Annotated in this window: 21 protein-coding genes and 1 tRNA gene; 7 read left to right on the top strand and 15 right to left on the bottom strand. The window is 60.3% G+C overall.

Features of this window, described 5'->3' with window-relative positions:
• Positions 1 to 3: 3 nt before the first annotated feature.
• From O3306_RS15050 to O3306_RS15000, 11 genes are all read right to left on the bottom strand, one after another.
• Positions 4 to 807 (bottom strand): ABC transporter permease, encoded by an 804-nt coding sequence (locus O3306_RS15050; protein ID WP_272008788.1) that lies wholly within the window; start codon positions 805 to 807, stop codon positions 4 to 6.
• Between the two features lie 60 nt (positions 808 to 867).
• Positions 868 to 1,863: an ABC transporter substrate-binding protein gene (locus O3306_RS15045; protein ID WP_272008786.1), complete on the bottom strand. Its 996-nt coding sequence runs from the start codon at positions 1,861 to 1,863 to the stop codon at positions 868 to 870.
• The gene (locus O3306_RS15040) at positions 1,860 to 2,954 is read right to left on the bottom strand and encodes a LacI family DNA-binding transcriptional regulator (protein WP_272008784.1); all 1,095 of its coding nucleotides are present in this window, start codon (positions 2,952 to 2,954) and stop codon (positions 1,860 to 1,862) included. The genes O3306_RS15045 and O3306_RS15040 overlap by 4 nt, the downstream gene beginning before the upstream one ends.
• Positions 2,955 to 3,370: 416 nt before the next feature.
• Positions 3,371 to 3,562: a hypothetical protein gene (locus tag O3306_RS15035; protein ID WP_272008782.1), complete on the bottom strand. Its 192-nt coding sequence runs from the start codon at positions 3,560 to 3,562 to the stop codon at positions 3,371 to 3,373.
• A gap of 3 nt (positions 3,563 to 3,565) precedes the next feature.
• Entirely contained in the window at positions 3,566 to 5,263 is a 1,698-nt protein-coding gene (locus O3306_RS15030) for a hydantoinase B/oxoprolinase family protein (protein ID WP_272008780.1), read from the bottom strand.
• A gap of 12 nt (positions 5,264 to 5,275) precedes the next feature.
• Complete coding sequence (locus tag O3306_RS15025; RefSeq protein ID WP_272008778.1) at positions 5,276 to 7,312, bottom strand: hydantoinase/oxoprolinase family protein; 2,037 nt, start codon at positions 7,310 to 7,312, stop codon at positions 5,276 to 5,278.
• Positions 7,313 to 7,322: 10 nt separating this feature from the next.
• Entirely contained in the window at positions 7,323 to 8,045 is a 723-nt protein-coding gene (locus O3306_RS15020) for a GntR family transcriptional regulator (protein WP_272008777.1), read from the bottom strand.
• Positions 8,042 to 9,121, bottom strand: a complete 1,080-nt coding sequence (locus O3306_RS15015; RefSeq protein WP_272008775.1) for a branched-chain amino acid ABC transporter permease — start codon at positions 9,119 to 9,121, stop codon at positions 8,042 to 8,044. Before O3306_RS15015 ends, O3306_RS15020 begins: the two co-directional genes overlap by 4 nt.
• On the bottom strand, positions 9,121 to 10,035 hold the full coding sequence (locus O3306_RS15010; RefSeq protein ID WP_272008773.1) for a branched-chain amino acid ABC transporter permease: 915 nt from the start codon (positions 10,033 to 10,035) through the stop codon (positions 9,121 to 9,123). The genes O3306_RS15015 and O3306_RS15010 overlap by 1 nt, the downstream gene beginning before the upstream one ends.
• Positions 10,036 to 10,047: 12 nt before the next feature.
• Positions 10,048 to 10,893: an ABC transporter ATP-binding protein gene (locus O3306_RS15005; protein ID WP_272008771.1), complete on the bottom strand. Its 846-nt coding sequence runs from the start codon at positions 10,891 to 10,893 to the stop codon at positions 10,048 to 10,050.
• A gap of 28 nt (positions 10,894 to 10,921) precedes the next feature.
• Positions 10,922 to 12,127, bottom strand: a complete 1,206-nt coding sequence (locus O3306_RS15000; protein WP_272008770.1) for an ABC transporter substrate-binding protein — start codon at positions 12,125 to 12,127, stop codon at positions 10,922 to 10,924.
• 190 nt (positions 12,128 to 12,317) lie between these two features.
• On the opposite strand from O3306_RS15000, the gene O3306_RS14995 reads away from it, so the two are divergent.
• Together O3306_RS14995 and O3306_RS14990 are read left to right on the top strand one after the other, a co-directional pair.
• Positions 12,318 to 13,031, top strand: a complete 714-nt coding sequence (locus O3306_RS14995; RefSeq protein WP_272008767.1) for an ABC transporter ATP-binding protein — start codon at positions 12,318 to 12,320, stop codon at positions 13,029 to 13,031.
• A gap of 271 nt (positions 13,032 to 13,302) precedes the next feature.
• Entirely contained in the window at positions 13,303 to 14,466 is a 1,164-nt protein-coding gene (locus O3306_RS14990) for an alpha-hydroxy acid oxidase (protein WP_272008765.1), read from the top strand.
• Between the two features lie 61 nt (positions 14,467 to 14,527).
• Here O3306_RS14990 and O3306_RS14985 read toward each other — a convergent pair.
• Both O3306_RS14985 and truA read right to left on the bottom strand, forming a co-directional pair.
• A tRNA-Arg gene (locus tag O3306_RS14985) sits at positions 14,528 to 14,604 on the bottom strand.
• Positions 14,605 to 14,650: 46 nt separating this feature from the next.
• Positions 14,651 to 15,421, bottom strand: coding sequence for a tRNA pseudouridine(38-40) synthase TruA (truA, locus tag O3306_RS14980; protein ID WP_272008763.1), 771 nt, complete (start codon positions 15,419 to 15,421; stop codon positions 14,651 to 14,653).
• Positions 15,422 to 15,617: 196 nt separating this feature from the next.
• Here truA and O3306_RS14975 point away from each other — a divergent pair, with 196 nt between their 5' ends.
• The 3 genes from O3306_RS14975 to O3306_RS14965 are packed head-to-tail and all read left to right on the top strand — an operon-like array spanning position 15,618 to position 18,522.
• Entirely contained in the window at positions 15,618 to 17,033 is a 1,416-nt protein-coding gene (locus tag O3306_RS14975) for a YcjX family protein (protein WP_272008761.1), read from the top strand.
• Entirely contained in the window at positions 17,030 to 17,506 is a 477-nt protein-coding gene (locus O3306_RS14970) for a GNAT family N-acetyltransferase (RefSeq protein WP_272008760.1), read from the top strand. The genes O3306_RS14975 and O3306_RS14970 overlap by 4 nt, the downstream gene beginning before the upstream one ends.
• A complete protein-coding gene (locus O3306_RS14965) occupies positions 17,503 to 18,522 on the top strand; it encodes a YcjF family protein (RefSeq protein ID WP_272008758.1) in 1,020 nt (339 codons plus the stop codon). Before O3306_RS14970 ends, O3306_RS14965 begins: the two co-directional genes overlap by 4 nt.
• A 44-nt stretch (positions 18,523 to 18,566) precedes the next feature.
• On the opposite strand, the gene O3306_RS14960 is transcribed toward O3306_RS14965, so the two are convergent.
• The gene (locus O3306_RS14960) at positions 18,567 to 18,977 is read right to left on the bottom strand and encodes a group III truncated hemoglobin (RefSeq protein ID WP_272008755.1); all 411 of its coding nucleotides are present in this window, start codon (positions 18,975 to 18,977) and stop codon (positions 18,567 to 18,569) included.
• A 264-nt stretch (positions 18,978 to 19,241) separates the two neighbouring features.
• Between O3306_RS14960 and ileS the strand changes: the two genes are divergently transcribed.
• Complete coding sequence (gene ileS, locus O3306_RS14955; RefSeq protein WP_272008753.1) at positions 19,242 to 22,169, top strand: isoleucine--tRNA ligase; 2,928 nt, start codon at positions 19,242 to 19,244, stop codon at positions 22,167 to 22,169.
• 123 nt (positions 22,170 to 22,292) lie between these two features.
• A complete protein-coding gene (locus tag O3306_RS14950; RefSeq protein ID WP_272008752.1) occupies positions 22,293 to 23,447 on the top strand; it encodes a trans-sulfuration enzyme family protein in 1,155 nt (384 codons plus the stop codon).
• A 143-nt stretch (positions 23,448 to 23,590) separates the two neighbouring features.
• Here O3306_RS14950 and trpS read toward each other — a convergent pair whose 3' ends face one another.
• Positions 23,591 to 24,631 carry a tryptophan--tRNA ligase gene (gene trpS / locus O3306_RS14945; protein WP_272008750.1) on the bottom strand — a complete coding sequence of 347 codons (1,041 nt, stop codon included), beginning with the start codon at positions 24,629 to 24,631 and terminating at the stop codon, positions 23,591 to 23,593.
• Positions 24,632 to 24,661: the final 30 nt, after the last annotated feature.

The following is a 24,661-nucleotide window of genomic DNA, read 5'->3' as shown; positions in this document are numbered from 1 at the left end:
GGCTCAGCCCCCCGCCGCCACGACGCCACCGGCGAAACTGCGCGCGATCAGCAGCATCGCCCATGTGACCAGACCAAGGATGACCGACAGGGCCGAGGCCATGGCGATATTCGCCGACAGCGTGAATTCGGTGTAGATCACCATCGGCAGCACATCGATATTCGTGGCCAGCGTGAAGGCCGTGCCGAACGCGCCCATTGCAGTGGCGAACGCGATGGCCCCCGCCGCGATCATCGCGGGCATGAGGGCGGGCAGCAACACGTCGCGTACGATGCGATATGGTGACGCGCCAAGCGTCAGCGCGGCTTCTTCCAGCGCCGGGTCGATTTTCTCTGCCGCCGCCATGACGGTCAGCAACACGCGCGGGATCGAGAAATAGAGATAGCCCAGAAACAGCCCAAAGGCAGAATAGGCAAAGACAACATGGCCGGGCGTGATCTGGTTGATCAGGCCCTGGCGTCCCCCCAGCAAAATGATCATGAAACCGACGACAACCCCCGGAAAGGCCAGCGGGAGCGTCAGGATCGACAACAGCGTGCCGCGCCCCCGAAAGCGGTTGCGCACAAGGAACAATCCGGCGGTGGTCGATATCGCCAGTGCCGCGATCGTCACCGCGACCGAAATCACGACCGTCTGGATCAGCGTCGACAGGTAGCGCGGCTTTTGCAAAATCTCGAGGTAGATCGCCCAGCCTGCCTCACCTTCGCCAGAGGCGAGGATCAGTCGCACCAATGGCAGCGCGAGAAAGGCGATCGTGAAGATCGCCAGTGGCAGGAAACAGAGCGGAACAAAGGTGCGGGATGACATGGGCAGGTCTCCGGACGGCAAAGAGGGGCAAGGCCTGCGCCCTGCCCCTGATCATTGAGCTTACTTGACTTCGGACAGATACCGCTCGCCAAAGGCGGATTGCACGGCTTCCATCTTGGCGTAGTCCACGGCCACTGCGCGCTCGTAATCGCTGGCGGGCAGGAACTTTGCCGCAACCTCGGCGGGCAGCTCAACCGGGCGGGCGGGCTGAAGATAAGCGTTGGTCCAGATCGCTTGCCCTTCATCCGACAGGATGAAATCCAGCACGCGCTTGCCGACCTCGGGGTTCGGCCCGCCTTTGACAAGGCTCATGACGTAAGGGACGCGCACCGATCCTTCACAAGGCAGAACGAATTCGAAATTGCCGTCTTCTTCGTATTTGCCGCGATACGCGTTGAAGTCATAGTCAAACAAGATTGGAATTTCGCCTGAAACGACGCGCGCATAGGACGTCTGCTTTGGCACGATGGGCGAGTTTTCCGACAACTCGTTGAAGAACTTGATCGCCGGATCGAAATTGTCCAGATCACCGCCAAACGCGATGTTGACCGCGACCGCGCCCGCATAACCGACAAAGGCCGATGACGGATCAAGATAGCCGACCATGCCGCGATATTCCGGCTTGGTCAGGTCGGCAAAACACTGAGGAACCTCGGCACCGCCAAGCGCATCGACATTCACGAAAAAGCCCAGTGTGCCGTAATGGATGGCAAACCATTTGCCGTCCGGGTCACGCAGCCCTTCGGGGATTTCGTCGAAAAGCGCGGGCTTGTAGGGTTCGACCACGCCCTTGTCGCCGGCCTTGATGCCGGTGGTCACGCCGTAATAGGCAACATCCGCGACAGGGTTCGCCTGCTCTGCCAGAAGCTGGCTGAGGGTCTGGCCGCTGTTCTTGTTGTCATGGGGCATCTGGATGTCGAGCTTCTCGTCGATCGCCTCCAGCATCGAGGCCCAGTCGGCCCATTGCGGCGGACAATTGTAGCAGATGCCCTGCTCGGCCATGGCGGGGGCCGCGAGGGTGGTTGCGGCCAGGGCCGCTGCAAAGATATATCTCATGAGTTCGTCCTTGTTTTGGTGGGAACTGAGGCTTGGTGAACAGACGGTGACTGGGGTGCATCCCGGTCGCCGTCCTTTTTCTCCGGCGCGGCAGCAAGCGTCGCCCCCGCGCGGAAAACGAATGGCAAGGGGGGGCGCTGGTGCATCTCCCCGTTTTGCATGGCGATCAGCAGCGAATGCGCCGCCTGACGGCCCATCGCACCTGCATCCGTCTCGATCGTGGCAAGGGACGGGCTGAGAAGGTGGCCGATGTCTATCCCGTCAAAGCCAATGACCGACAGATCCTGCGGAACACGCCGACCAATACGGGCGGCCGCGTTCTGCACGGCAATGGCCAGAAAATCGTTGGATGCGAAAAGGCCGGTGATCTCGGGGTTGGCGCGCAGTACATTGGCGATCATGTCCGGGCAGCGCGCCTCGCGTTCGCTGATCTCGATCAGCGCAGGCTCGGCAAGGCCAGCCACGCGGCATTCATCCCGAAAACCGGCATACCGGCTCTGCGAGCGGTCGGACGAGGCAAAGTGCAGCGCAAGAAACCCCAGCCGATGATGCCCCCGCACGATGAACTGTCGCGCGACCTCGCGCGCTGCGGCGGCATTGTCGACATAGGCGCTGGCGAACCCGTCGATCGGATCGTGAAACATCAGCGACACAGGCACGCCGGACGCGCGCGCCACTTTCAGCGCGGCACTGCGGGCAGGCACGGCCATGGTGATGATCAGCCCTTCGACCTTTTGCGCCAGAAGGGTGCGCAGCATATCCTCGTCGATGTCTTCGTCGTAGTTCGACGCACAGATCAGCGGCTGGTATCCTGCGGCGCGCAACTGGTCCTGCACGCCCTGCATGGCCTCTCCAAAGACCGGGTTGGCCAACGACGGTACAAGACAGCCAACCGTCCTGGAGCGACGGCTTTGCAAGGCGCGGCCAATCGCGTTGAAGGAAAAGCCCAGATCCTCGGCGGCACGGCGCACCCGTTCGGTCATTTCCGCGCTGGCCGGTCCCGAAGCATTCAGCACGCGGCTCGCCGTCGCCACACCGCACCCCGCCACGCGGGCGACGTCCTTGATGGTGATGGTAGCCTTGTCGCTCATCGGGATTCGATCCTAGTGGAAACGTTTCCACTAGAGGTTAACAGCCGATTTACTATCTGGATAGCACCTGTTTTGCGAAATTTTCGTGACAGCGGGTCAAACCCCGATCCCGCCCCACTGCGCGCGCCAAGCGCGGGCTTTGGGTCAGTGATGGCAAGTATTCAGCTTGATGGACGCAGCCACAAGCAATGCCTCTGACTGTCTGCCTCAGGGCACTCTATAGGCTCGAAGCGGAGAGGCTGTGAGAGATGCGAAACGCCCTCAACATTGAAAGGCGTGAACCTTTTGCGTTCTTCCTTTGTCAGAAAAACGCAAAAGGTTTTGAGCTGGTGGCAAGCATCACACCGCCGACAGCGTTGTTTGGTATTCATGACACGCAGCGGGTCACACCCGCCGCGTGCCATTGTTTCCGCAGGTCAGCCCGCAGCGCTTGCACGGCGCTTCTCGCGCGCAATGCTCCAGTCCACGCAGCGCTGAGAGCAATAGGTTTTATCCTCGTGCTCGACGCGCTTTTTCCTGTCTTCTTCGGAATTCGCGTACATCAAAACACCGCAGTTGGGGCATTTCTGATAGCTTTCAATGTAGTAGCCGTTTGCTGAGAATTTCATCTATCAGGCCTCCTTGTAGCCATAGTATTTCTTGGCCGCTTCTTTCGAAATGTAACCATCTTTGAGATCACTCAGCACCGCGTCCGGATCACGCTCGGCCGGGTCGCCGTAGCCGCCACCGCCGGGCATCCGAAGCAGGACACGGTCGCCCCGCCGGATCGCAACGTTGTTGAACCGGCTGGTCGACGCCTTGCCATAGGCTTCGCGCATGGTCTTCCACGTGTCTTCGCCGTCCTTCATCACCAAGGTCGCGCCGCAGCCCCCTTCCTTGCCGCCCTCAAGGCCCCAAGGCGCCAGAAGATGGCGGTCGGTCATCTGCGAGCAGGTGATGACATCGTTCACGCACAACATCTGCTTGGAATAGCCCAAGCCGCCGCGATGCTTGCCGGCGCCACCGGAGTCGGTGTCCAGTGCGAGGCTTTCGATCAACCAGGGAAAGCGTGTTTCGTAGACTTCGACCGGTGTGATCCGGCAGTTGCCATTGATGGAGTCCACAGCGCTGTTGCCATCGGCGAAAGAGCGCCCGCCCCAGCCCACAGCCTCCAGGTCGTAGCAGGCGAAGTACTCTTTGGTGTCCGCATCAACGCCACCGAAGACAAAGTTGCAGTGGGTTCCACCTTCGGCCGCCATGACCCTGTCAGGCAGCGCCTTGGACATCGCCCCGAGGATCGTACCGACGATGCGAGGGTGCGTTTCGGTATTACCCCCCACCGATGGCGCCGGGAAATCCACATTAAGCAGGCTGCCCGGTTCTGCCATCACCTCGATCGGGCGGAAACAGCCCGAGTTACGCGGAATGGTCGGGTCTGTCATGTGCAACACCGCGTTGTAGGCCGCCGACGTGGCAACCCCCAACGTCGCGTTGATCGGGCCGATCGCCTGCGGCGAGGTACCGTGATAATCCATGACGATGGAGCCGCCGTTCTTGTGAACGTCAACGTGGATGAGGTGGTTCTTGTCGCTCTCCACGCCGTCGCTCTCGACGTAATCATCGAAGGAATAGATGCCGTCGGGGATCATCTCCAGTTCTGCGCGCATCCGCTTTTCGGAATAGAGCAGCAGGTCGGCAACGGTCTCTTTCACCTTCGCCTTGCCATACTTGGCAAAGATTCCCTGCATCTGCTTTTCACCCAGATCCACCGCCGCGATCAGCGCCTTGAGGTCGCCGTAGTTGACGCGTGGCGTCCGGACGTTGGCCAGCAGCAGCTTCCAGACCTCGACGTTGTCTTCTCCCCTCTTGACGATCTTGACCGGCGGGATACGCACACCCTCCTGGAAAATCTCGGTTGCTTCGCCGCAGAAACCGCCGGGCGCCATGCCGCCGACTTCGGCAATGTGGCCGATGGCCACGGCAAACCCCATGATTTCGCCTTCGACGAAGATCGGCTTGAAGAACGTGTGCTCGGGCGTATGCAGGCCACCGCGATAGGGGTCGTTGTGCAGGATGATATCGCCTTCGTGGATATCGCTGATCGGGATTTCCTTGAGGCACGACTGCACCAAGAGGGGCATACCGCCGATCTGCGCCGGGCAGAAATCAGCAACAGCGATCATATCGCCATTCATGTCGGCCAAGCCACAAGTGAAATCCAACGCTTCATTGAAGATCGTCGAGTACGAGGTCTTCATCAGGGTGATCCCCATTTCCCGGCAGATGGAAACCATCGCCGAGTCGAGGATATTCATGGTCACAAAGTCCATTTCTCTGCTCCTTTATGCGGAAATGATGAGGTTGCCGATCCGGTCGACGACGATACGGTGATCGGGCTGTACGATCGTCACCGAGGCGCTTTCCTCGATGAGCGCGGGACCCGCGATCTCGTCGTCCTGTCTCAGATCAGCGCGATCAAAGACCGACACCTCATGCCAACCATCCTTGAAGCGGACTTTCCGCGTGCTCTTGGCAGTCAGCTTGCCTTCGGTTTTCTCCAGATCGGGCATGACGGGTTTCTCGGAAACCGCCACTGCGACGACCTTGAAGTTGACCGTCTCGATGGTTTCGCCCGGAATGGCAAAGCCGTGCCTGATCTTGTGCTCTTTGTGGAAATCCTCCCACATGGTCGCGATCGTGGCCTCGTTGAATTCCTCACCGTTGAAATGAAGTTCCAGTTCATGGTTCTGGCCCAGATAACGCGCCTCGATGGAGCGTTTGATCTCGATCCGGTCAGTGTAGCCCTGATCATGCAGTTCCTTGATAGCATCGGTGACCAGGCTGGCCATGGCCTGCGTCGCACGCTCACCATCGAAGAACTTGGAGCTTTGCTGAACAGTCCGATGCCGGTCGACGCGCGCGTCGGTCATGATGAAGCCAAACGCAGAGAACTGACCGGGGAAATTCGGCACCAACCCCTTGGGAATGCCCGAAATGTCCATAAGGTCGCAAACATGCACCGGTCCCGCACCGCCTGATGCCACCAAGGTGAAGTCACGCGGGTCCAGACCACGCTGAAGCAGAACCGCACGAAGCGCACCCAGCATGTTGTTGTTGGCGATCTGCACCATTGCAAAGGCGCACTCATCAACCTCCATACCCAGATCTTTGGCAATCCGGCCCACTGCGGCGTGAGACGCTTCGCTGTCCAGCGTCATTTCACCGCCGAGGAAGTTATCCGGGGAAATTCGGCCCAGAACCACGTTGGCGTCGGTGACAGTGGCATCCTGACCGCCACGACCGTAACAGGCCGGGCCGGGATCAGCGCTGGCCGATTGCGGACCCATCCGCAACATGCCTCCCTTGTCGATCCATGCAATGGAGCCACCGCCTGCACCGATCGTGTTGATATCAATCATCGGGATCTGGATCGGAATACCCCATTCGATCTCGAAATTCGTGGTGACGTGTTCCGCGCCATCCACGACGGTCGAACAATCAGTGGACGTGCCGCCCATATCGAACACGACAAGGTTCTTGATCCCGGTCAGTTCCGACATGATACGGGTCGCCACCACTGCACCGGTCGGACCGGACAGCGCCATCTGAACAGGTGCATCCGCCGCACTGGCCAGCGTCGCCTCTCCGCCGTTGGACTTGATCACGCCGACCTTCTTGCCCAGCCCCAGTTCGTCGAACTGCGCTTGCATTTTGCGAAAGTTTTCGGCGACCACGGGCTTCAGATAGGCATCTGCGATCGTGGTCGATGCGCGGTCATATTCTTTCCACTTGGGAAGAACGTCATAAGAAATCGAGAGCGGCATCCCCGGAAGTTCTTCCGCAAGGATCTCGCGGATCCGGAACTCGTGCTTGGGATCGACATAGGAGAACAGGGTGCAGATCGCGACCGCTTCGATGGTTCCGTCCTGCTTGATCTTGGCCGCCAGTTCGCGAACGGCGTTTTCATCCAGTGGCGCCCATTCATCGCCCTTTGCGGTAATGCGCCCATCAATTTCGAAACAATTCGCGCGTTCCACGAAGGGGCGCGTCTTGATCCAGGTGATATCGTAGTGCGCCTTGCGATTGCCGCGCTGGATGAACGGGATGTCGCGGAAACCGGTCGTCGTGACATAGGCCACATTGGCACCGCGCCGCGTCAACAGTGCGTTGGTTGCAATGGTTGTACCCAGCCGCGCCTTGTCGACATCGGCCAATGTTTCCATTTTCTCCAACCCCTGCATGACGCCCTTGATTGGCTCGGCGGGCGTCGTCAGGTTCTTCCAGTTTTCGATCTGATTTGTTGCGGGATCATATGTCACAAAGTCTGTGAACGTCCCGCCAATATCGATACCGATAATTTTTCGCACTGTGTCCTCCATTGGCACTTGGTCAATTCGTGTCGATGTCTTCCATGCCGTCGTAATTGTCGCTGAGACGGCTCCAGGAATCTTTGATGTGTTCGCGCAGAGCTTTTCGCACCGCGGCCAGGTTTCGGGTGCGCAAGGCGTCCACAACTGGCCAGTGGTCGACGGCTGCCGCCTCCAAAGTCTCGAACTTCCTGTCGATCATGGTGATCAAGAGCTGGAGTTCGGCCTGAATCGTGAGGAATGCGTGCAGGGACTGATGATTGTTGGGCAGTTTGCAGATGAGATGATGGAACTCGAAGTCCTTCTCGACCAACGCGATCGCATCATCGCGCTCGGCTGCCGCCTCCATCTCCCTGACGGTTCCCACGATCTCTTCCAGCTGCGCATCTGTCATTTTCGACAGGCCCTGGCGCAGGGAAAAATCCTCGACCACCAGGCGGAAGGAAAATATATCGTCGACATCCTTGCGAGAGAACGTGCGCACGAAAGTGCCCCGCCTCGGAAGGGACACGAGCACGCCGCGCTCTTCGAGCCTGCGCACCGCCTCTCGGATCGGGTTACGACTGATGCCCAGATTGCGGGCCATTTCAGCTTCATTGATACGTTGCCCGCCGATCAAATGACCGCGCATCAATTCTCTCACGAGGTAGGTTTCCACCTGTGATGAAAGAGGTTTCGTTTCAAAGCTGAAATCAGGCTCCTCTTGATTGATGTTTTGTTGCTTGTTTGGCTCTTGAGCAATCATTGGGCGTTCCTTTCCGAAGTGACAGACTCTGAGCGGACGGCCGCCCATCGCTTAGGAAGACAAAATTCCTTGCCGCCCATCAAGCCGTCTTTCCGGAACATGAGGATCACGATCATGACGCCTGCCAGAACCAATTCCTGCGTTCCGGCAGGCAATGACAGTGTCGTATCACCCAGTGAAACGCCGGCTTCGAGGCGCCGGAACATGTCCACGATAGTCGATACGACCACCACGCCGACCACCGCGCCGGAAAGGCTTTTCATGCCGCCGACGACCAGCATGGCAAGCGCGAGGAAGGTCAGGTTCAGAAAATACGAGTTGATCGAAACGGTGCCGAGAAAATGCGCCGTCAGAACACCGGCCAGCCCCATGACCGCCCCGGAAAGGGTCCAGGCGATCAGCCGCGACCAGTACAGCGATACACCGCACGCCGCTGCTGCCACTTCATCTGCGCGGGTGGCCCGCAGCAAGATACCGCGCGCCGAATTCTGGAATACCCACGCGCAAACCACGGCAATCAGCGCCGCACCCAGCGCAATCCAGGGCGTGATATATGTGGGCAACCCAACCATCGAGGCCGTGCCCATCGTTACGGTTTCCCAGTTGGAATAGGAGACGTTGAGAATGAACAGGATGGCCAGTGTCGAGATTGACGCGGCAAGGCCGCCGAGCCGCATCAGGATCAGGCCCACGACGAAGGCCGCCAGCGCCGCCAGGCTCACCGAAGTCAGCGCAGACACGTAGACGGGATAGCTGTTGTCGCGCAAGATTGATGGCAACCCTGACATCGTGATGGGTTTCAGCATCTCGCAACAGGTCTGCCAGCCCGTCGCATATGCGGCGATTGCCATGAATGTGACGGAGCCGAACGATATGATCCCGGAATTGCCGGTAAATATATAGATCCCCACCACGATCACGATGCGGATCAATGCTTCGATCACGACCCGCTGCACCATCACGGAACCAAAAAGGTGAACGAGACAGACAATGAAAACGAGGCACGCAGCAATCAGCAGAACTGCAAAATGACGTGAGAGAAAGCTCTGGTACGGAGTTGTTGTGGCGTTAGACATCAGACACGCTCCCTTGCCGCGCTGGTTACGATCAGGCCCTGAGGGCGGAACAGGAGGAACCCTATGACCAGCATGAACACGAAGGCGTCTCGAAATGCTCTGAGGTCAGGCGGCAGGAAGGCCTGAAGCCCGACAGTCACGAACCCCACGATGAACCCTCCCAGCGCCGCGCCGGGCAGCGATCCCATCCCGCCGATGACTGTTGCGAAAAAGGCAAAGATCACCGGCATCAGGCCCATGCGGATATCCAGCGTTCCGGTTTGCACGACCAGCAACAGCGACACCGCGGCCGCCATGATTCCACTGATTGCAAATGCAGTGGCGATCACGCGGTTGGCCTTGACGCCCATCAGACGCGCCATTTGAAAGTTTTCAGCGGCGGCGCGCATCTGGATGCCCATCGGTGTTTTCTTCAGGAAGAACACCATGGCGACCAGCATCACCAGCGCCACCCCCATCGTGAGCAATTGAGTGCCCGGCACCCGAATGCCCCAGAATTCGACTGCAGCACTCAGACTGTTGCCGATGCCCACCGATTTTGGACGTCCGGAATGGATCAACATCACCAAGTGTTGCAGAAAGTAGCTAACGGCAAAGGACGATACCAACAGCGTTGCCGGGTCTGATCCGCGCATCGGCCGAAATGCCAGACGCTCGGTCAGCAGGGCAAGCACCACCACCACGACCACCACACCGCCAGCCATGAAAGCAAAGGGCAGCGCCCCGAGCAGCAGGGCCGGCGACACCGAGGCCGTCGGCACCACCAAGGCATAAGCGCCAATCGTGATGTAATCGGCCTGCGCAAAGTTGATGAGCCGCATCACGCCGAAGACGAGCCCGATCGAAAGCGACACCAGCGCATACAAGCTGCCCAACGCGACCGCATCCACGATAATCTGGATCAAGTTTTGCATATCATCCCTCCTTCAAGCTGCCGCGTCTTCTTCGCCCAGGTAGGCGCGGCGAACGTCGGGATTATCCTGCACCTCCCGCGGCGTACCGTTGGCCAGGCTGCGCCCGCCATCCACCACATACACATGCTCGCAAACCCCCATGATCACTTCCATGTTGTGCTCGATCAGCAGAACACCGCAGTTGAAATGGGCCGGGATGGCACGAATGATCGACATCAGGTTCTGGCTCTCTTCGGCGTTCATTCCCGAAGCAGGCTCGTCCAGCAAAAGAAACTTGGGATGTAGCGCCAGAGCGCGAGCAATGGAGATCCTGCGTTCATCTCCATAGCTAAGAGCTCCGCCCAATACGGCGCCGTGGTGGCCAAGGCCCATCCAGTCCAGAATTTCACGGCTGCGAATGATTGCATCCGCTTTGTTGAGCCCGGTGCCGATAGCAGCGGTCATCAGGTTCTGTTCGACGCTCATATCCTGAAACAGGCGAGCTGCCTGGAAGGATCGCCCCACCCCGGCCCGGGCCAGTTTCTGCGGTCCGTCGCCCGAAACATCCTTGCCGTTCAGCACAACATGGCCGCGTGTCGGCTTCTGAAATCCCGAAAGTACATTTACCAAGGTCGTCTTGCCGGCACCGTTCGGTCCAATCAGACCCTGAACCATCCCGGTCTTGATCGTAATATCCACGCCGGACAACGCATGGATGCCACCGAACGCTACATGCACATTGCGAGTCTCGAGGCTGTTTTCGGCGAGCTGATTCATGTGATCACTTTTCCAGCTGTGGTGGAGGATTGGCTGATACGTTCTCGTATCGGCGTTTTTTCGCAGAGCGTCGGGGATGGATGCCGCCCCGAAAGGCGGCATCCCCTGTGTGACTATCTCTGGCCGCTCGTTACTGACCGACGCGGAACAGCAACCGCATGTCCGGGGTGATCGTGTTTCGGAAGATCTCGACAGCCTTGAACGTGTCGTCTTCGACTTTCATGATCAGCCAAGGGCGGTTTGTCTGGATGTGCAGTTGATCCGAGAACGATGTCAGACCTGCCGTGAACGGCTCGTCTACATAGCTGTTCATCACAGACAGTACTTCGTCGGCATCCGCTGTCTCGGCCTGCTCGACAGCATGTGCCCAGCTTTCGATCAGCGTGTAACCAAGGACCGAATAGGACGAAACCGGACCTTCACCCCAGCGCTCGTTGAACGCGGCGAGAAACTCTGCCATTTCCGGGCGCGGGTCGTCGCCATAAAGCGACATGAACCCCGGAACATAGAAATCCTTGAGCCCCGGAACAGCATTCAGCCAATAGTTATCAACCATGGCAGTACTGGCAAGGATCGGCGCATCGATACCAGCCGCACGCAGTTGCCGAACCGCCGATGCTCCGCCGGGCGTGAAGGAGCAAATGTGGATGGCGTCAGGCGCGACGTCGAGCGATTTGATGCGTGTGATCTGGGCTGCGATCGAGGGATCTTCGTTCCGGAAGGAATCCTCACCAACGATACTGCCCTCGCCCGCCGTTTCCTTCCAGGCGTGACGGAAGCCAGCGCAGTTGGATTTGTTGTATTCGATCGTCGTGTCTTCCAGCACATAGGCCGTCTTCAGACCCATCTTCTTGACACCGTATTCAGCGATGGCGATGCCTTCTGACTGAGCGGCGCTATTGCCCGAGAATGCGTAAGGACCGACACCTTGAACGCCCATCTTGGGATCTGCGGCGCAAAGGGACATGGTGATGATGCCCGCACTATTCGCTGCAAGCGCGGCAGGTGCACCAAAGTCATAGTCACATGAGACCACAAGAAGATCTACCCCTGTGGACACCATCTGCGCGCCGACGGCGGCGGCGCGTTCCTGCTCGGTCTTGGTATCCCCGACCGTGTATTCGATCTGCCGACCCAGCAAGCCGCCGCTCGCGTTGATCTGGTCGATCTTCGCAACAGCCGCGCGATAGGGCGACAGATCATAATTCGAAAGCCAGCCGGATTGCGCGATGGCAAATCCGATCTTTATCGGATCCTCTTGCGCCTGCGCGCCTGTCAACGGAACACCCCCGAGCGCAGCAACAGCAACGATCTTCGTCAGTTTATTCAAATTCATTTTCACCTCCTGTGGACGGTCCACAATCTTCCGTGGATTGGCGGCAGTTAACCTTCAACGCCCCCGTTCCGTCAACAGAAAATATGAAGACTGTGGACAGAACGCAATTCCAGCGCTATTCACAGAATGGCGCAGAGGGTGCTTTCAGGCGCTTGCACCCGACGCATTTGTGGAATGTAGGGGACTGATAATGCTGAAAATTTCAGACTTAACGGCAGGTTATGGCCGCCTGAACGCCCTGAGAGGAATCGATCTGACGGTCGGCAAATCCGAGATCGCATTTGTCGTTGGCCCCAATGGAGCGGGCAAATCCACTCTTCTTAAGGTTATCTGCGGATTGATCAAACCTTGGGGTGGGCGAATCGAGTTCGAGCAGAGTCTGATCAATGGTCAGCCGCCGGAAAAGCTGTGTCGCGAGGGGCTGGTTCTGGTGCCGGAAGGGCGGAGCATTTTTGCCAGCCTCACCGTCGAAGAAAACCTCGCCCTTGGCGGAATGGGCCGCAAGGACAAGGATGTTCTGGAAGGCGATCTGGAAAAAGTTTTGACAACATTTCCCATCCTGCGCAGCCGCTACAAGGGTGTTGCTGGACATCTGTCTGGCGGTGAACAACAACAGCTCGCAATCGCAAGAGCCATCCTGCAGCAGCCCGCACTCATCATGATCGACGAGCCATCGCTTGGTCTGGCTCCGTTGATGATCGACGAAGTCTACGCAAGCCTCAAAGCGCTCAATGAATCTACGGGAATGACCCTTCTCATCATCGAGCAGTCCACCGCGCGCATCCTGAAATTGGCGCATCAGGTGAACGTTCTGCGGAATGGCGAAATCGTTCTTTCCAAGCGGACCTCCGAGATAGACGATCCGAAAATCCTGGAAGAAGCCTATTTCGGTTACGCGGCGTAGCGGCTGCCGGACCGATGGAAAAAACGACACGCCCCGACGCAAGGCTTTCAAGGACTGAAACCGCTTTCAGCTCGCCAGCTTCATCCCTGATGAGCCCAGCTATTTTTCCTATGCATTGCGCCTTATTCTCTCCCGACCGCTTTCGTGAAACCGGCCCGTTCACGTCGCTCCCTCCCTCGAACAAGCGGCAGGGCACGTTTTTTTGCCACCCTACGAGCAGCCGAAACACCAAAGCCATCCTTTCAAAACCTCTGCAACGAGATGCCCTCTTATGAACAGATCACATGACTTCGCGCGCCTTCCGACTGGCTTGAAATATCCGTCGGTTGCTGACCTCGGGGCAAAGGCAAAGCGGGTCCTGCCAAGGTTTGCATGGGACTATCTCAATGGCGGGCTGGGCACAGAATCGTGCCTTGCTCGAAATCGTCAGGCATTCGAAAACTATCAGTTGATCCCTAGATTTCTGCAGGACAACACCGCCAATGATCCGACTGTCGAGGTCTTCGGCAAGCGTTTTGCCTCACCCATCGGCGTCTCTCCGGTAGGCTACCCAAATCTGTTCAGACATCACGGCGAACGGTATCTGGCACGTTCAGCGGCGCAAGCAGGCGCTGTCTTTACACAAAGCACTTTCTCTACCGAGACGATGGAGCGCATCGCCGAAAATGCTGGCGACAACTACTGGTTTCAACTCTACCCGACCAAAGATATCGCTGTAACACTCGATATCGTTGATCGTGCGGCCGCTGCAGGTGCCCAGGCCCTCGTTGTCACAATCGACGTTCCGGTTCATTCCAAAAGAGAGCGGGACTGGCGTAATGGCCTGGCCTTGTCCTTGAAGCCATCGATGCGGATGGTCATGCAGGCGTCAGTCAAACCGTGGTGGTCACTGACAACCGTCGTCAAGGGCTTCCCCCGCTTACGCGTTCTTGAACCATATATTCCGGAAGCCAAGCAAGGATCTCCAGAAGGATACGAACATATCTTCGACCTTATGGATGCGGCCTTTGGAATGTCGGACTTGGAGAAGATTCGCGCCCGATGGAACGGCCCGCTTGTCATCAAGGGCGTCCTCGACGCCGGCCTTGCACAGGAACTCTTCGCTCTCGGCGCTGATGCGATTCAGGTGTCCAACCACGGCGGACGACAGCTCGACGCGGCACCGGCCAGTCTCGGCTGCCTGAACCGAATCGTCGAAGTTGCCGACGGCAAACCCGTCTTTCTCGACGGAGGCATTCGCTCTGGCTCGGATGTGCTGTGCGCCTTGCACGCGGGCGCAGCCTATTGTTTCGCTGGCCGCCCGTTCTACTACTCCGTCGCCGGATTGGGCGCACAAGCCGGGGCGCAGCACATCTTCTCGCTGTTCCAGGATGAGATCCTGCGCACGATGATACAGCTTGGCATACCGACGATAGACGCACTTCGCGCGCAATGATGCTCTGCTCGAATTCTCGGGCGAAAGGGATCGTTGGTCGTGCGATTAACAGATCAATCAATGGCGGCCCCGGAAGGACTTGAACCCTCAACCTCGGACTTAGAAGGTCCTTGCTCTATCCAGTTGAGCTACGGAGCCGCTGGCCACGGTTTAGCGTCACCGCGCGGTGCACGTAAAGGCAAAATCAGGGTGCAAACGGATCCTCGGGATAACCGACACCGTATAGATAGAGCCCACCGGGCGGACAGACCGGCCCGCAGGCCGCGCGATCCTTCGCCTGCAACGCAGCGCGCACGTCGTCCGGGGCCCATGCACCCCTGCCGACCCGTTCCAGCGTGCCGACGATGCTGCGCACCTGATTGTGCAGGAAAGACCGTGCACGTAGGCGAAACTCTATCTCGGGACCGCCATCTGTCCGCACCTCGTTGATCTCGATCGCATCCAGCGTCTTGAGCGGACTGGCTGCCTGGCAGATCGACGACCGGAACGTGGTAAAATCGTGGTGCCCCACCAGATGCACAGCCCCCGCGCGCATCGCCGCCAGATCGAGCCTGTGCGGCACTTGCCAAACCAGCCCGGCCTGATGGGTCGCGGGTGCCCGCCGCATCAGCAGACGAAACAGATAGCGCCGCTCCAAAGCCGAGAACCGGGCGTGCCAGTCATCCCTGACCTGCGCGCAATCCACAATGGCCACCGGCGCGGGCTTCAGATGATGGTTCAGCGCCTCCATCAGGCGAAAGGGCGCCCAATCCTTGGCCAGATCGCACTGCGCCACCTGCCCCAGCGCATGAACGCCCGCATCGGTCCGCCCGGCCGCCGCGATGGTGTGCGGCCCCGGTTCCAATCGCGCCAGCGCCGCCTCGATCGCACCCTGCACTGACGGCTGGTCGCGCTGGCGCTGCCACCCGGCAAAGGGCGCTCCGTGATATTCAACTTTGAGTGCATAGCGGGGCATGACCTTCCGCTTAACCCAAAACGACCCTTCCGAAAAGATGGCCCGCATACATCTTCTGGCCGAAAATATCCTCGCCGAAAGCACCCGCCGCTTCGGTACATGCAAAGGCCGGGGAATTCCGCGAACCGCTTGCCCCTAGCAACCGCAACGGCCCGCCGTTATCTATGGATGGCAGAGGCGCAAAGGGGGCAAGCGAGTGGTGATCGGGGCAATGGCGGATGGTCTGACGCGCGGGTTCGACGCGGTCAGCAACACCCTGTCCGAAACGTTTTTCGAACCGGTGATCCGTATCGGCGTCACCGGGCTTGCGCGATCGGGCAAGACGGTGTTCATCACCTCGCTCGTCGCCAATTTGATGGACCGCGGCCGCATGCCCGGTCTTGTCGCCGCAGCCGAGGGGCGAATCGAGGCCGCGTTCCTGCAACCCCAGCCCGACAATACCGTGCCGCGCTTCGATTTTGAGGAGCATCTTGCGGCCCTCACCGCCAGCCAGCCGCACTGGCCCGACAGTACCCGAACGATTTCCGAACTGCGCCTATCGCTTCGCGTGCGCCCAGCCGGGATGCTGGCGGGGCTGACGGGCCCGCGCACGATCCACGTGGATATCGTGGATTACCCCGGCGAATGGTTGCTCGATCTGGCGCTGATGGACAAATCCTATGCTGAATGGTCGGCGCAAGCACTGGGCGCCATGCAGACACGCCCCGCCGCAGATGGGGCGCTGGCACTGATCCGCAGCACCGATCCGGCAGCTGACTGGGACGATCCGCAAATCAAGGCACTCGCCGCTGCCTTCACCGGCTATCTGGGCGCGGCGCGCGATGCGGGCTATACCGGCATCGCACCGGGCCGGTTCCTGCTGCCGGGCGCAATGGAGGGTTCTCCGGCCCTGACCTTCGCCCCCTTGCCCGCCACCGATCGCCCCGGCCGTCACAGCCTCTGGCGCGAGATGGAGCGGCGCTATGACGCTTACCGGCGCGAGGTGGTCACACCGTTCTTTCGCGATCATTTCTCTCGGATCGACCGGCAGATCGTACTGGTGGACGCGCTTGGCGCAATCCATTCCGGCCCCCGCGCGGTCGCCGATCTGCAAGAGACGATGACCGAAATCCTGTCGGCCTTTCGTCCGGGCCGAAATGCTTTCCTCACCCGCCTACTGCGCGGGCGACGAGTCGAGAAAATCCTCTTTGCCGCGACCAAGGCCGACCACCTGCACCATAGCCAGCATGCGCGCCTGACCGCGATCATGGAGGCCCTGACCCGCACCGCTCGGGATCGCGCCCGGTTCGAAGGGGCCGAAACCCAGGCGCTGGCCATTGCCGCATTGCGCGCCACGGTTGAAGAGACACGCGAGCATGCCGGGGATACCCTTGATTGCGTGCGCGGCACATTGCTTGATAGCGGCAAGCAAGCGGCCTTCTACCCCGGCACGTTGCCGGAAAACCCCTCGGCGCTGATCAGTGCCGCACAAAAAGGTCAGGAGGCGTGGCTCGATCAGGATTACCAGATCATGAAGTTTGCACCCGCACCGCTGACCCTTCGGGCAGGCGACGGGCCGCCGCATATCCGGCTTGACCGCGCCGCGCAATTCCTGATCGGAGACAAGCTGTGAAACTGGCGCGCCGTCCCGAACCACGCCGCGCCCGGCTGCACCATGTGCCGCAGATGACCGCGATTCTCTGGGCATTTGCGCGCAGCACCCCGTGGCTGCCCCGAGTGCGCCCCCGGCACACCGATCTGCGGTTGATGGCGCAGTTCACGCGGCGCGGCTGGGTGCGGATTGTACCGGGCCGATGCGGGCCCGCGGCCTTTATCACGCGTGAGGGCGAACGCATTCTTGCACTTTATGTGCATCCGCGCGCACGCCGCCGCGGGTTAGGCAGTGCCCTGTTGCAAGACGCCAAATCGCAATCACCCCGGCTGGAGCTGTGGGTGGTCGAGGCCAATCACCCCGCCAGGGCCTTTTACACGGCACATGGCTTTGTCGAGGTCGCCCGCGCACGAGGCGGCGGCAATGACGAGAACCTACCGGATATCTTGATGGTCTGGCCCCCCGAATCCAGCCAAAGGAGTGCCGAAGCATGAGCAAGGGCCCAGTCCTGTTCGACATTGAAGCCGAAGAGGCACGAAAAGCCCCGGCCAATCCTGCCGAAGCCCCACCAGTGCCCGAGGCCGATCTGTCCGGCACCGCAACCCCCGATGGGCGCGCGATGCAAACCATCGCGGCGCTGGCCGCTGGACGGCCGTCGCGATTGGCGCGGCTGTTCTGGTCGCTCCTGCTGACGCTGCTGGGGGTGGTGGTTTCCATCGCGGCATGGGATTTCGTCAACAACCTGATCGCCCGCATGCCGTTGGTGGGATATGCAGTGACGGTTCTGGTCGCGATTTTTCTGCTGGTCGTGATCGCCATCGCACTACGCGAAATTTCCGCCTTTTCGCGCCTGCGCCGCATCGACACGCTGCACCGTGCCGCAGACACGGCGTTGGCCGATAACGATCTGGCAGGCGCGCGCAAGGTGATTGAGGGGCTGAACCAGCTTTACGCCGCGCGCGAGGATACCGCATGGGGCCGCGAACGGCTGCAAGAGCGGCAGGCAGATCAGTTCGACGCCACCACGCTGCTGGCCCTGGCCGAGGCCGAACTGCTGGCACCGCTGGATGCCGCCGCGAAAAAAGAAGTAGAGGCCGCCGCCCGCCAAGTCGCCACCGTGACCGCCATCGTACCGCTGGCGCTGGCAGATGTGTTCGTCGCCCTTTCGTCGAACCTGCGCATGATCCGGCGCGTGGCCGAGATTTATGGCGGTCGCTCCGGAACGCTGGGCAGTTGGCGGCTGACGCGGGTGGTGCTGTCGCATCTGGTGGCCACCGGCGCGATCGCTGTGGGCGACGACCTGATCGGATCGGTTGCGGGTGGCACCCTGCTGTCCAAGCTTTCGCGCCGTTTTGGCGAGGGAATCGTGAACGGGGCACTGACAGCTAGGGTAGGCGTCTCGGCGATGGAAGTTTGCCGCCCGCTACCCTTCTCAAAGGGCAAGCGGCCTTCGGTCTCGCGGCTGGTCGGTCGCGCGCTGGCCGGGTTCTTGCCCCGCTCGGGCGGCTGACGGGTTTGGCCCATAGACGCGGCACGCCCCCATGCCGACTCGCATTAACGGAACACCGGCACCTCGCCGGGCGGTTTACGTATCTCCAGACCGTAGAGAAACCCTCGGCTGATCCGGTGCGCCAGCGCCGACCACGCGCGTGCCGTCGCATCCGGCAGGCATTCGGCCAGAACCGTGTCAAACAAGCCCAGCCAGACCGGAAAATGCACGTCCTGCACATCGGTCGCGGCCATGTGCACCTGCATCGGATTGCCCGAATAGCTGCGCGTGCGCAGGATCGCGTTCGACCAGAACCCGACAATCTTGGCCTCATGCGCAGGCCAGCCGTCAGCGGCAATATGGGCGGCAAAGACCGGCCCCAGATCAGGATCCTTGCGCACTCGCGCATAGAACAACGTGACCACTTTGGTGATCTCGTCCTCGGTGATGTCGAATTGTCTCAGCGGATTGGCCATGCCAGCGCTCCTGCCTGCGGATCCGGCCCGACATTCGGTCAATCGCGCTTCAGGTTCCAGCAGTCAGATGGACGCAGGTGCGCGCGGCTCTGGACGCCGCGAAACCAGCGCCTTATAAGGCCACGCATGAGATACGCCAAGGCGATCATCATTCGAATTACATGCCCGGCGCTCTGACAGCATGAGCCGCCGGGACAAGGCGTTTGACGATTCGCGCCGCCCCACACCATTTTGACATGACCCGTATGACAAAGGACGCCCCCGATGTGCGCCGACGCGACCGCAACACCTGATTACAAATCCACCCTGAACCTGCCCCGCACCGATTTTCCGATGCGCGCGGGCCTGCCCAAGCGCGAGCCGGAATGGCTGGCGCGTTGGGAAGAAATCGGCATCTATGACCGGCTGCGCGAAAAGGCGGCAGAGGCCCCCGGCACCCGCGTGCCTTTCACGCTGCATGACGGCCCGCCCTATGCCAACGGTCACCTGCATATCGGCCACGCGCTGAACAAGATCCTCAAGGACATGGTCGTGCGCAGCCAACAGATGATGGGTCGCGATGCCCGTTACATCCCCGGCTGGGATTGCCACGGCCTGCCGATCGAGTGGAAGATCGAGGAACAGTACCGCTCCAAGGGCAAGAACAAGGACGAGGTCGACATCGTCGCCTTCCGGCAGGAATGCCGCAAATTTGCCGATAGCTGGATCGATGTTCAGCGCAGCGAGTTCAAACGCCTCGGTGTCACCGGCAAATGGGAAAAGCCCTATCTGACCATGGATTTTCGCGCCGAACGGATCATCGCGGAGGAGTTCCAGAAATTCCTGATGAACGGCACGCTGTATCAAGGGTCCAAGCCCGTGATGTGGTCGCCCGTCGAGCAAACCGCGTTGGCCGAGGCGGAGGTCGAGTACCACGACAAGGAGAGCTTTACCGTCTGGGTGAAGTTCCCGGTGGCCACGACAGGCGATCTTCAAGGTGCGAATGTCGTCATCTGGACCACGACGCCTTGGACCATCCCTTCGAACAAGGCGGTCGTCTACGGCGCGGGTTACGACTATGGCCTTTACGAGGTGACGGATGCGCCCGAGGAATGCTGGGCCGCGCCCGGCGAACGCTTCCTGCTGGCGGATAAACTGGCGGGGGACGTGTTCAGCCGTGCGCGGCTGGAAGATGGCATGTGGAAACGTGTGCGCGGTGTTTCGGCTGACGAACTGGCGGGTCTCTCGCTCAATCATCCCCTCGCCGGTGCCGAAGGCTCGAACGACGAATGGGACACCCCGCGCGATTTCCGCGCCGCCGATTTCGTCACCGACGAAGAAGGCACCGGTTTCGTACACTGCGCGCCGTCCCACGGCATGGAAGAATACGAACTCTACCGTGATCTCGGGATGCTGGAGCAGGTCATCACCTACAACGTGATGGATGACGGCAGTTTCCGCGCCGATCTGCCCTTCTTCGGCGGCAAGACCATCCTCAAGCCGAACGGCAAGGAGGGCGATGCCAATAAGGCGGTCATCGACAAGCTGGTCGAAGTCGGCGGCCTGCTGGCGCGCGGCAAGATCAAGCACAGTTATCCGCATTCATGGCGCTCCAAGGCGCCAATCATCTACCGTAACACGCCGCAATGGTTCGCCGCCATCGACCGCCCCGTAGGCGACGGGCAAGACACTTATGGCAAGACGATCCGTGAGCGGGCGCTGACCTCGATTGATGAATTGGTGACATGGACCCCGCAAAAGGGCCGCAACCGTCTCTATTCGATGATCGAAGCGCGGCCTGACTGGGTCCTGTCGCGGCAACGCGCCTGGGGCGTGCCGCTGACGTGTTTCACAAAGCGCGGCGCGCTGCCCACGGATGAGGATTTCCTTCTGCGCAATGAAGAGGTCAACGCGCGTATCCTCGCCGCGTTCGAGGCCGAAGGTGCTGATGCCTGGTACAAGGACGGCGCCAAGGCGCGCTTCCTCGAGGGCATCGTGAACCCTGACGATTGGGATCAGGTCACAGACATCCTCGACGTGTGGTTCGATTCGGGCTCCACCCATGCCTTTGTCCTGCGCGACCGTGAAGATGGCTCGGACGACGGGTTGGCCGATCTCTACCTCGAAGGCACCGACCAACACCGCGGCTGGTTCCATTCCTCAATGTTGCAGGCCTGCGGAACGATGGGTCGCGCGCCCTATCGTGGCGTGCTGACCCATGGCTTCACGCTGGATGCCAAGGGCAACAAGATGTCCAAATCGGTGGGCAACACCGTGGCGCCTGAGGATGTGACCAAGCAATACGGCGCGGATATCCTGCGCCTGTGGGTGGCGCAATCGGACTACACTGCCGATCTGCGCATCGGTCCTGAAATCCTCAAAGGCGTGTCCGACAGCTACCGTCGCCTGCGCAACACCATGCGCTACCTGCTGGGCGCATTGGCGCATTTCGAGGAGAGCGACCGCGTCGACGCTTCGGAAATGCCGGAACTGGAACGCTGGGTGCTGCACCGGATGGCAGAACTCGATACCCGTGTGCGCGAGGGCTATGCCGCCTATGATTTCCAGGGCGTGTTTCAGGCGCTGTTCAACTTCTGCACACTCGATCTGTCCGCCTTCTACTTCGATATTCGCAAGGACGTTCTCTATTGCGATGGCGACAGTGCCGAACGCCGCGCAGCGCACACCGTGCTCGACCTGCTCTTTCACCGGCTGACCACATGGCTTGCGCCGGTGCTGGTCTTCACAATGGAAGAAGTCTGGCTGGAGCGGTTCCCCGGCGCGGGGAGCTCCCTGCATCTGCAGGATATCCCCGACACCCCGCAGGCATGGCGAGACGACGCGCTGGCCACCAAATGGGCTGAAGTGCGCAAGGCGCGCCGGGTCGTTACAGCGGCGCTGGAAATCCAGCGCACCGACAAGGTCATTGGCTCCTCGCTCGAAGCCGCCCCGACGGTTTACATCGCTGAACCCGACACATTGGCCGCGCTGCAATCCGTCCCGTTCGAGGATATCTGCATCACGTCGCAGATCACCCTGACCGATGCGGACGCACCCGCAGATGCGTTCACATTGCCCGAAATCGGCGGCATAGCGGTGACCTTCGCCAAGGCAGATGGCGATAAATGCCAGCGTTGCTGGAAATTCCTGCCCGATGTCGGCACCCACCAACATCCGGGCACCTGTGCGCGTTGCGACGCGGCATTGTCATGATATCAAACGGGGCGGCTCCATGCGCCGCCCCGTTTCTTCTCGCGACAAATACCCTCGCCGAAGGCCAAAACCGCGAATACATCCGCAAGGCCGGATGAGCATCTTGCGAAAAGGCATCAACATATGAAAAACCGCCAGCTCTCGCCCGCCACCCGCCTCGCACAAGCGCTGCGCTATCTCGACAACGAGACCGGCGCGATTGTCCCGCCGATCCAGCCTTCGGCTACCTATGCCCGCGCTGCCGACTATTCCGAGCGCAAATCCTATATCTACCGCCGCGACAGCAACCAGACCACCGATCACGCCGAGGCAGTCATCGCGGATCTGGAAAATGCCGCCGACACGATGCTGTTCGCCTCCGGCATGTCGGCCGCCAGCGCGGTAATGGAGGCTCTGCCCGCCCGCGCTCATGTCGTTGCGCCCGATGTAATGTATCACGGCGTCTTACAGCAGCTCCAAAAGCACCACGCATTGGGCCGCCTCGATGTAAGTTTCTACAGCACCGGTGATCTGGCCGCGATGCAGGCCGCGATCCGCCCCGGCGAAACGGCACTTGTTTGGGTTGAGACCCCCAACAACCCCGACTGGGACGTGACCGACATCGCCGCCGCCGCCCGGATTGCCCATGACGCAGGTGCCAAGCTATTCACCGATTGCACCGGCACGCCGCCCTGTTGCACCCGCGCGCTGGATCTCGGCGCCGATATCTCGTTTCATTCGGCAACCAAGTACCTCAACGGTCATTCCGACGTCACCGCCGGGGCACTTTCGGTCCGCGAAACGGGGACATGGTGGGACGAGGTGTTTCACATCCGGAAATTGCAGGGCACCGTGCTGCAATCGTTCGACGCGTTTCTGCTCATTCGCGGGATGCGGACGCTGATGCTGCGGGTCGAGAGGGCAACGCAGAATGCCCTTGCCTTTGCCGCACATTTCGAGGGCCATCCCCTGATCGAGCGCGTGCTCTTCCCCGGCCTGCCATCGCATCCGGGGCACGAAATTGCCACGCGCCAGACTGGCGGCCTTTATGGCGGCATGCTCTCGATCGTGACCAAGGGCACCGAACAGACCGCTATCGACACCGCCCGGTTCTGCGAGGTGTTTTACCCCGCCACGTCGCTCGGCGGCGTGGAGAGCCTGATAGAGCACCGCAAGACTGTCTCGGGTGAAGGTTTCAAGGTGCATCCGAACTTGCTACGGCTGAGCATCGGGATCGAGGACGTGGATGATCTGATCGCCGATCTTGAACAGGCGCTGACCCGCGCCACCCGTGGCTGACGTCTGATCCGGATGAGCGCCTTGCGGCGCGCGGCCCAGTAATCGGCGCCTGCGGCTCCGGGCTCGCATCTGAACCCGCGTCGCGACCGGTCGGAAACAGGTATTTGGGGAAAGATGAAAAGTCCTTAGTCGCTTAGAGCGCCTCAATCGACCTTGGCGCCAACCATCCCGACGATGTCGTAGGTTTTCTGCAAGATTGGTGCCGCGATTTCCCGCGCCGCTGCGGCGCCTTTGCCGAGGATCCGGTCAATCTCTGCCGGGTCTTGCATCAGACGCTCCATCTCACTGGATATCGGGGCCAGTTTCGCGACGGCCAGATCGGCCAAAGCCGGTTTGAACTCGGAAAATGCCTTGCCACCCATCTCCGCTATGACGGCCTCGGCGTTCGTGTCTGCAAGGCCCGCGTAGATATTTACCAGATTGCGCGCCTCGGGGCGGTCGGCCAGCCCCTCCAGATCAGAGGGCAGCGGCTCGGGATCGGTCTTGGCCTTCCGAATTTTCTTGGCGATCGCGTCGGCGTCATCTGTCATGTTGATGCGGCTCATGTCGGAAGCGTCGGATTTCGACATCTTCTTGGACCCGTCACGCAAGCTCATCACCCGCGTTGCGGCACCTTCGATCACGGGTTCGGGGATCGGGAAGAAGTCAACGCCGTAGTCATGGTTAAACTTGGCCGCCACATCGCGCGTCAGCTCCAGGTGCTGTTTCTGGTCCTCGCCCACAGGAACATGCGTTGCGTGATACACGAGGATATCCGCAGCCATCAGTGCCGGGTATGCCAGAAGACCGAGCGAGGCATTTTCGGCATTCTTGCCGGCCTTGTCTTTCCACTGGGTCATGCGACCCATCCAACCCATGCGCGCGACACAGTTGAAAATCCAGGCCAATTGCGCGTGTTCGGCGACCTGGCTCTGGTTGAAAAGAATCGATTGCTCCGGATCAAGCCCTGCCGCGATGAAGCCCGCACAGAGTTCGCGCGTGGCGTGGCGCAGATCAGCAGGGTTTTGCCAGACCGTGATCGCATGCATATCAACCATACAATAAATCGTCGGCGTCCCCTTGCCCTGACTGTCAGCAAAGCGTTTCAGTGCGCCAAGATAGTTGCCAAGGTGCAAATTTCCGGAAGGCTGGATGCCCGAAAAAACACGTGGGGTGTGGGACGTTGCGTGGGTCGGGCCGGACATGGCCGTTCTCCTGTCTGGATTTCTATGCCT

Origin of the sequence: Roseovarius sp. ZX-A-9 (assembly GCF_028369135.1) — a bacterium.
Taxonomy (GTDB): domain Bacteria; phylum Pseudomonadota; class Alphaproteobacteria; order Rhodobacterales; family Rhodobacteraceae; genus Roseovarius.
This window is presented reverse-complemented; position numbering and strand designations above follow the sequence as displayed.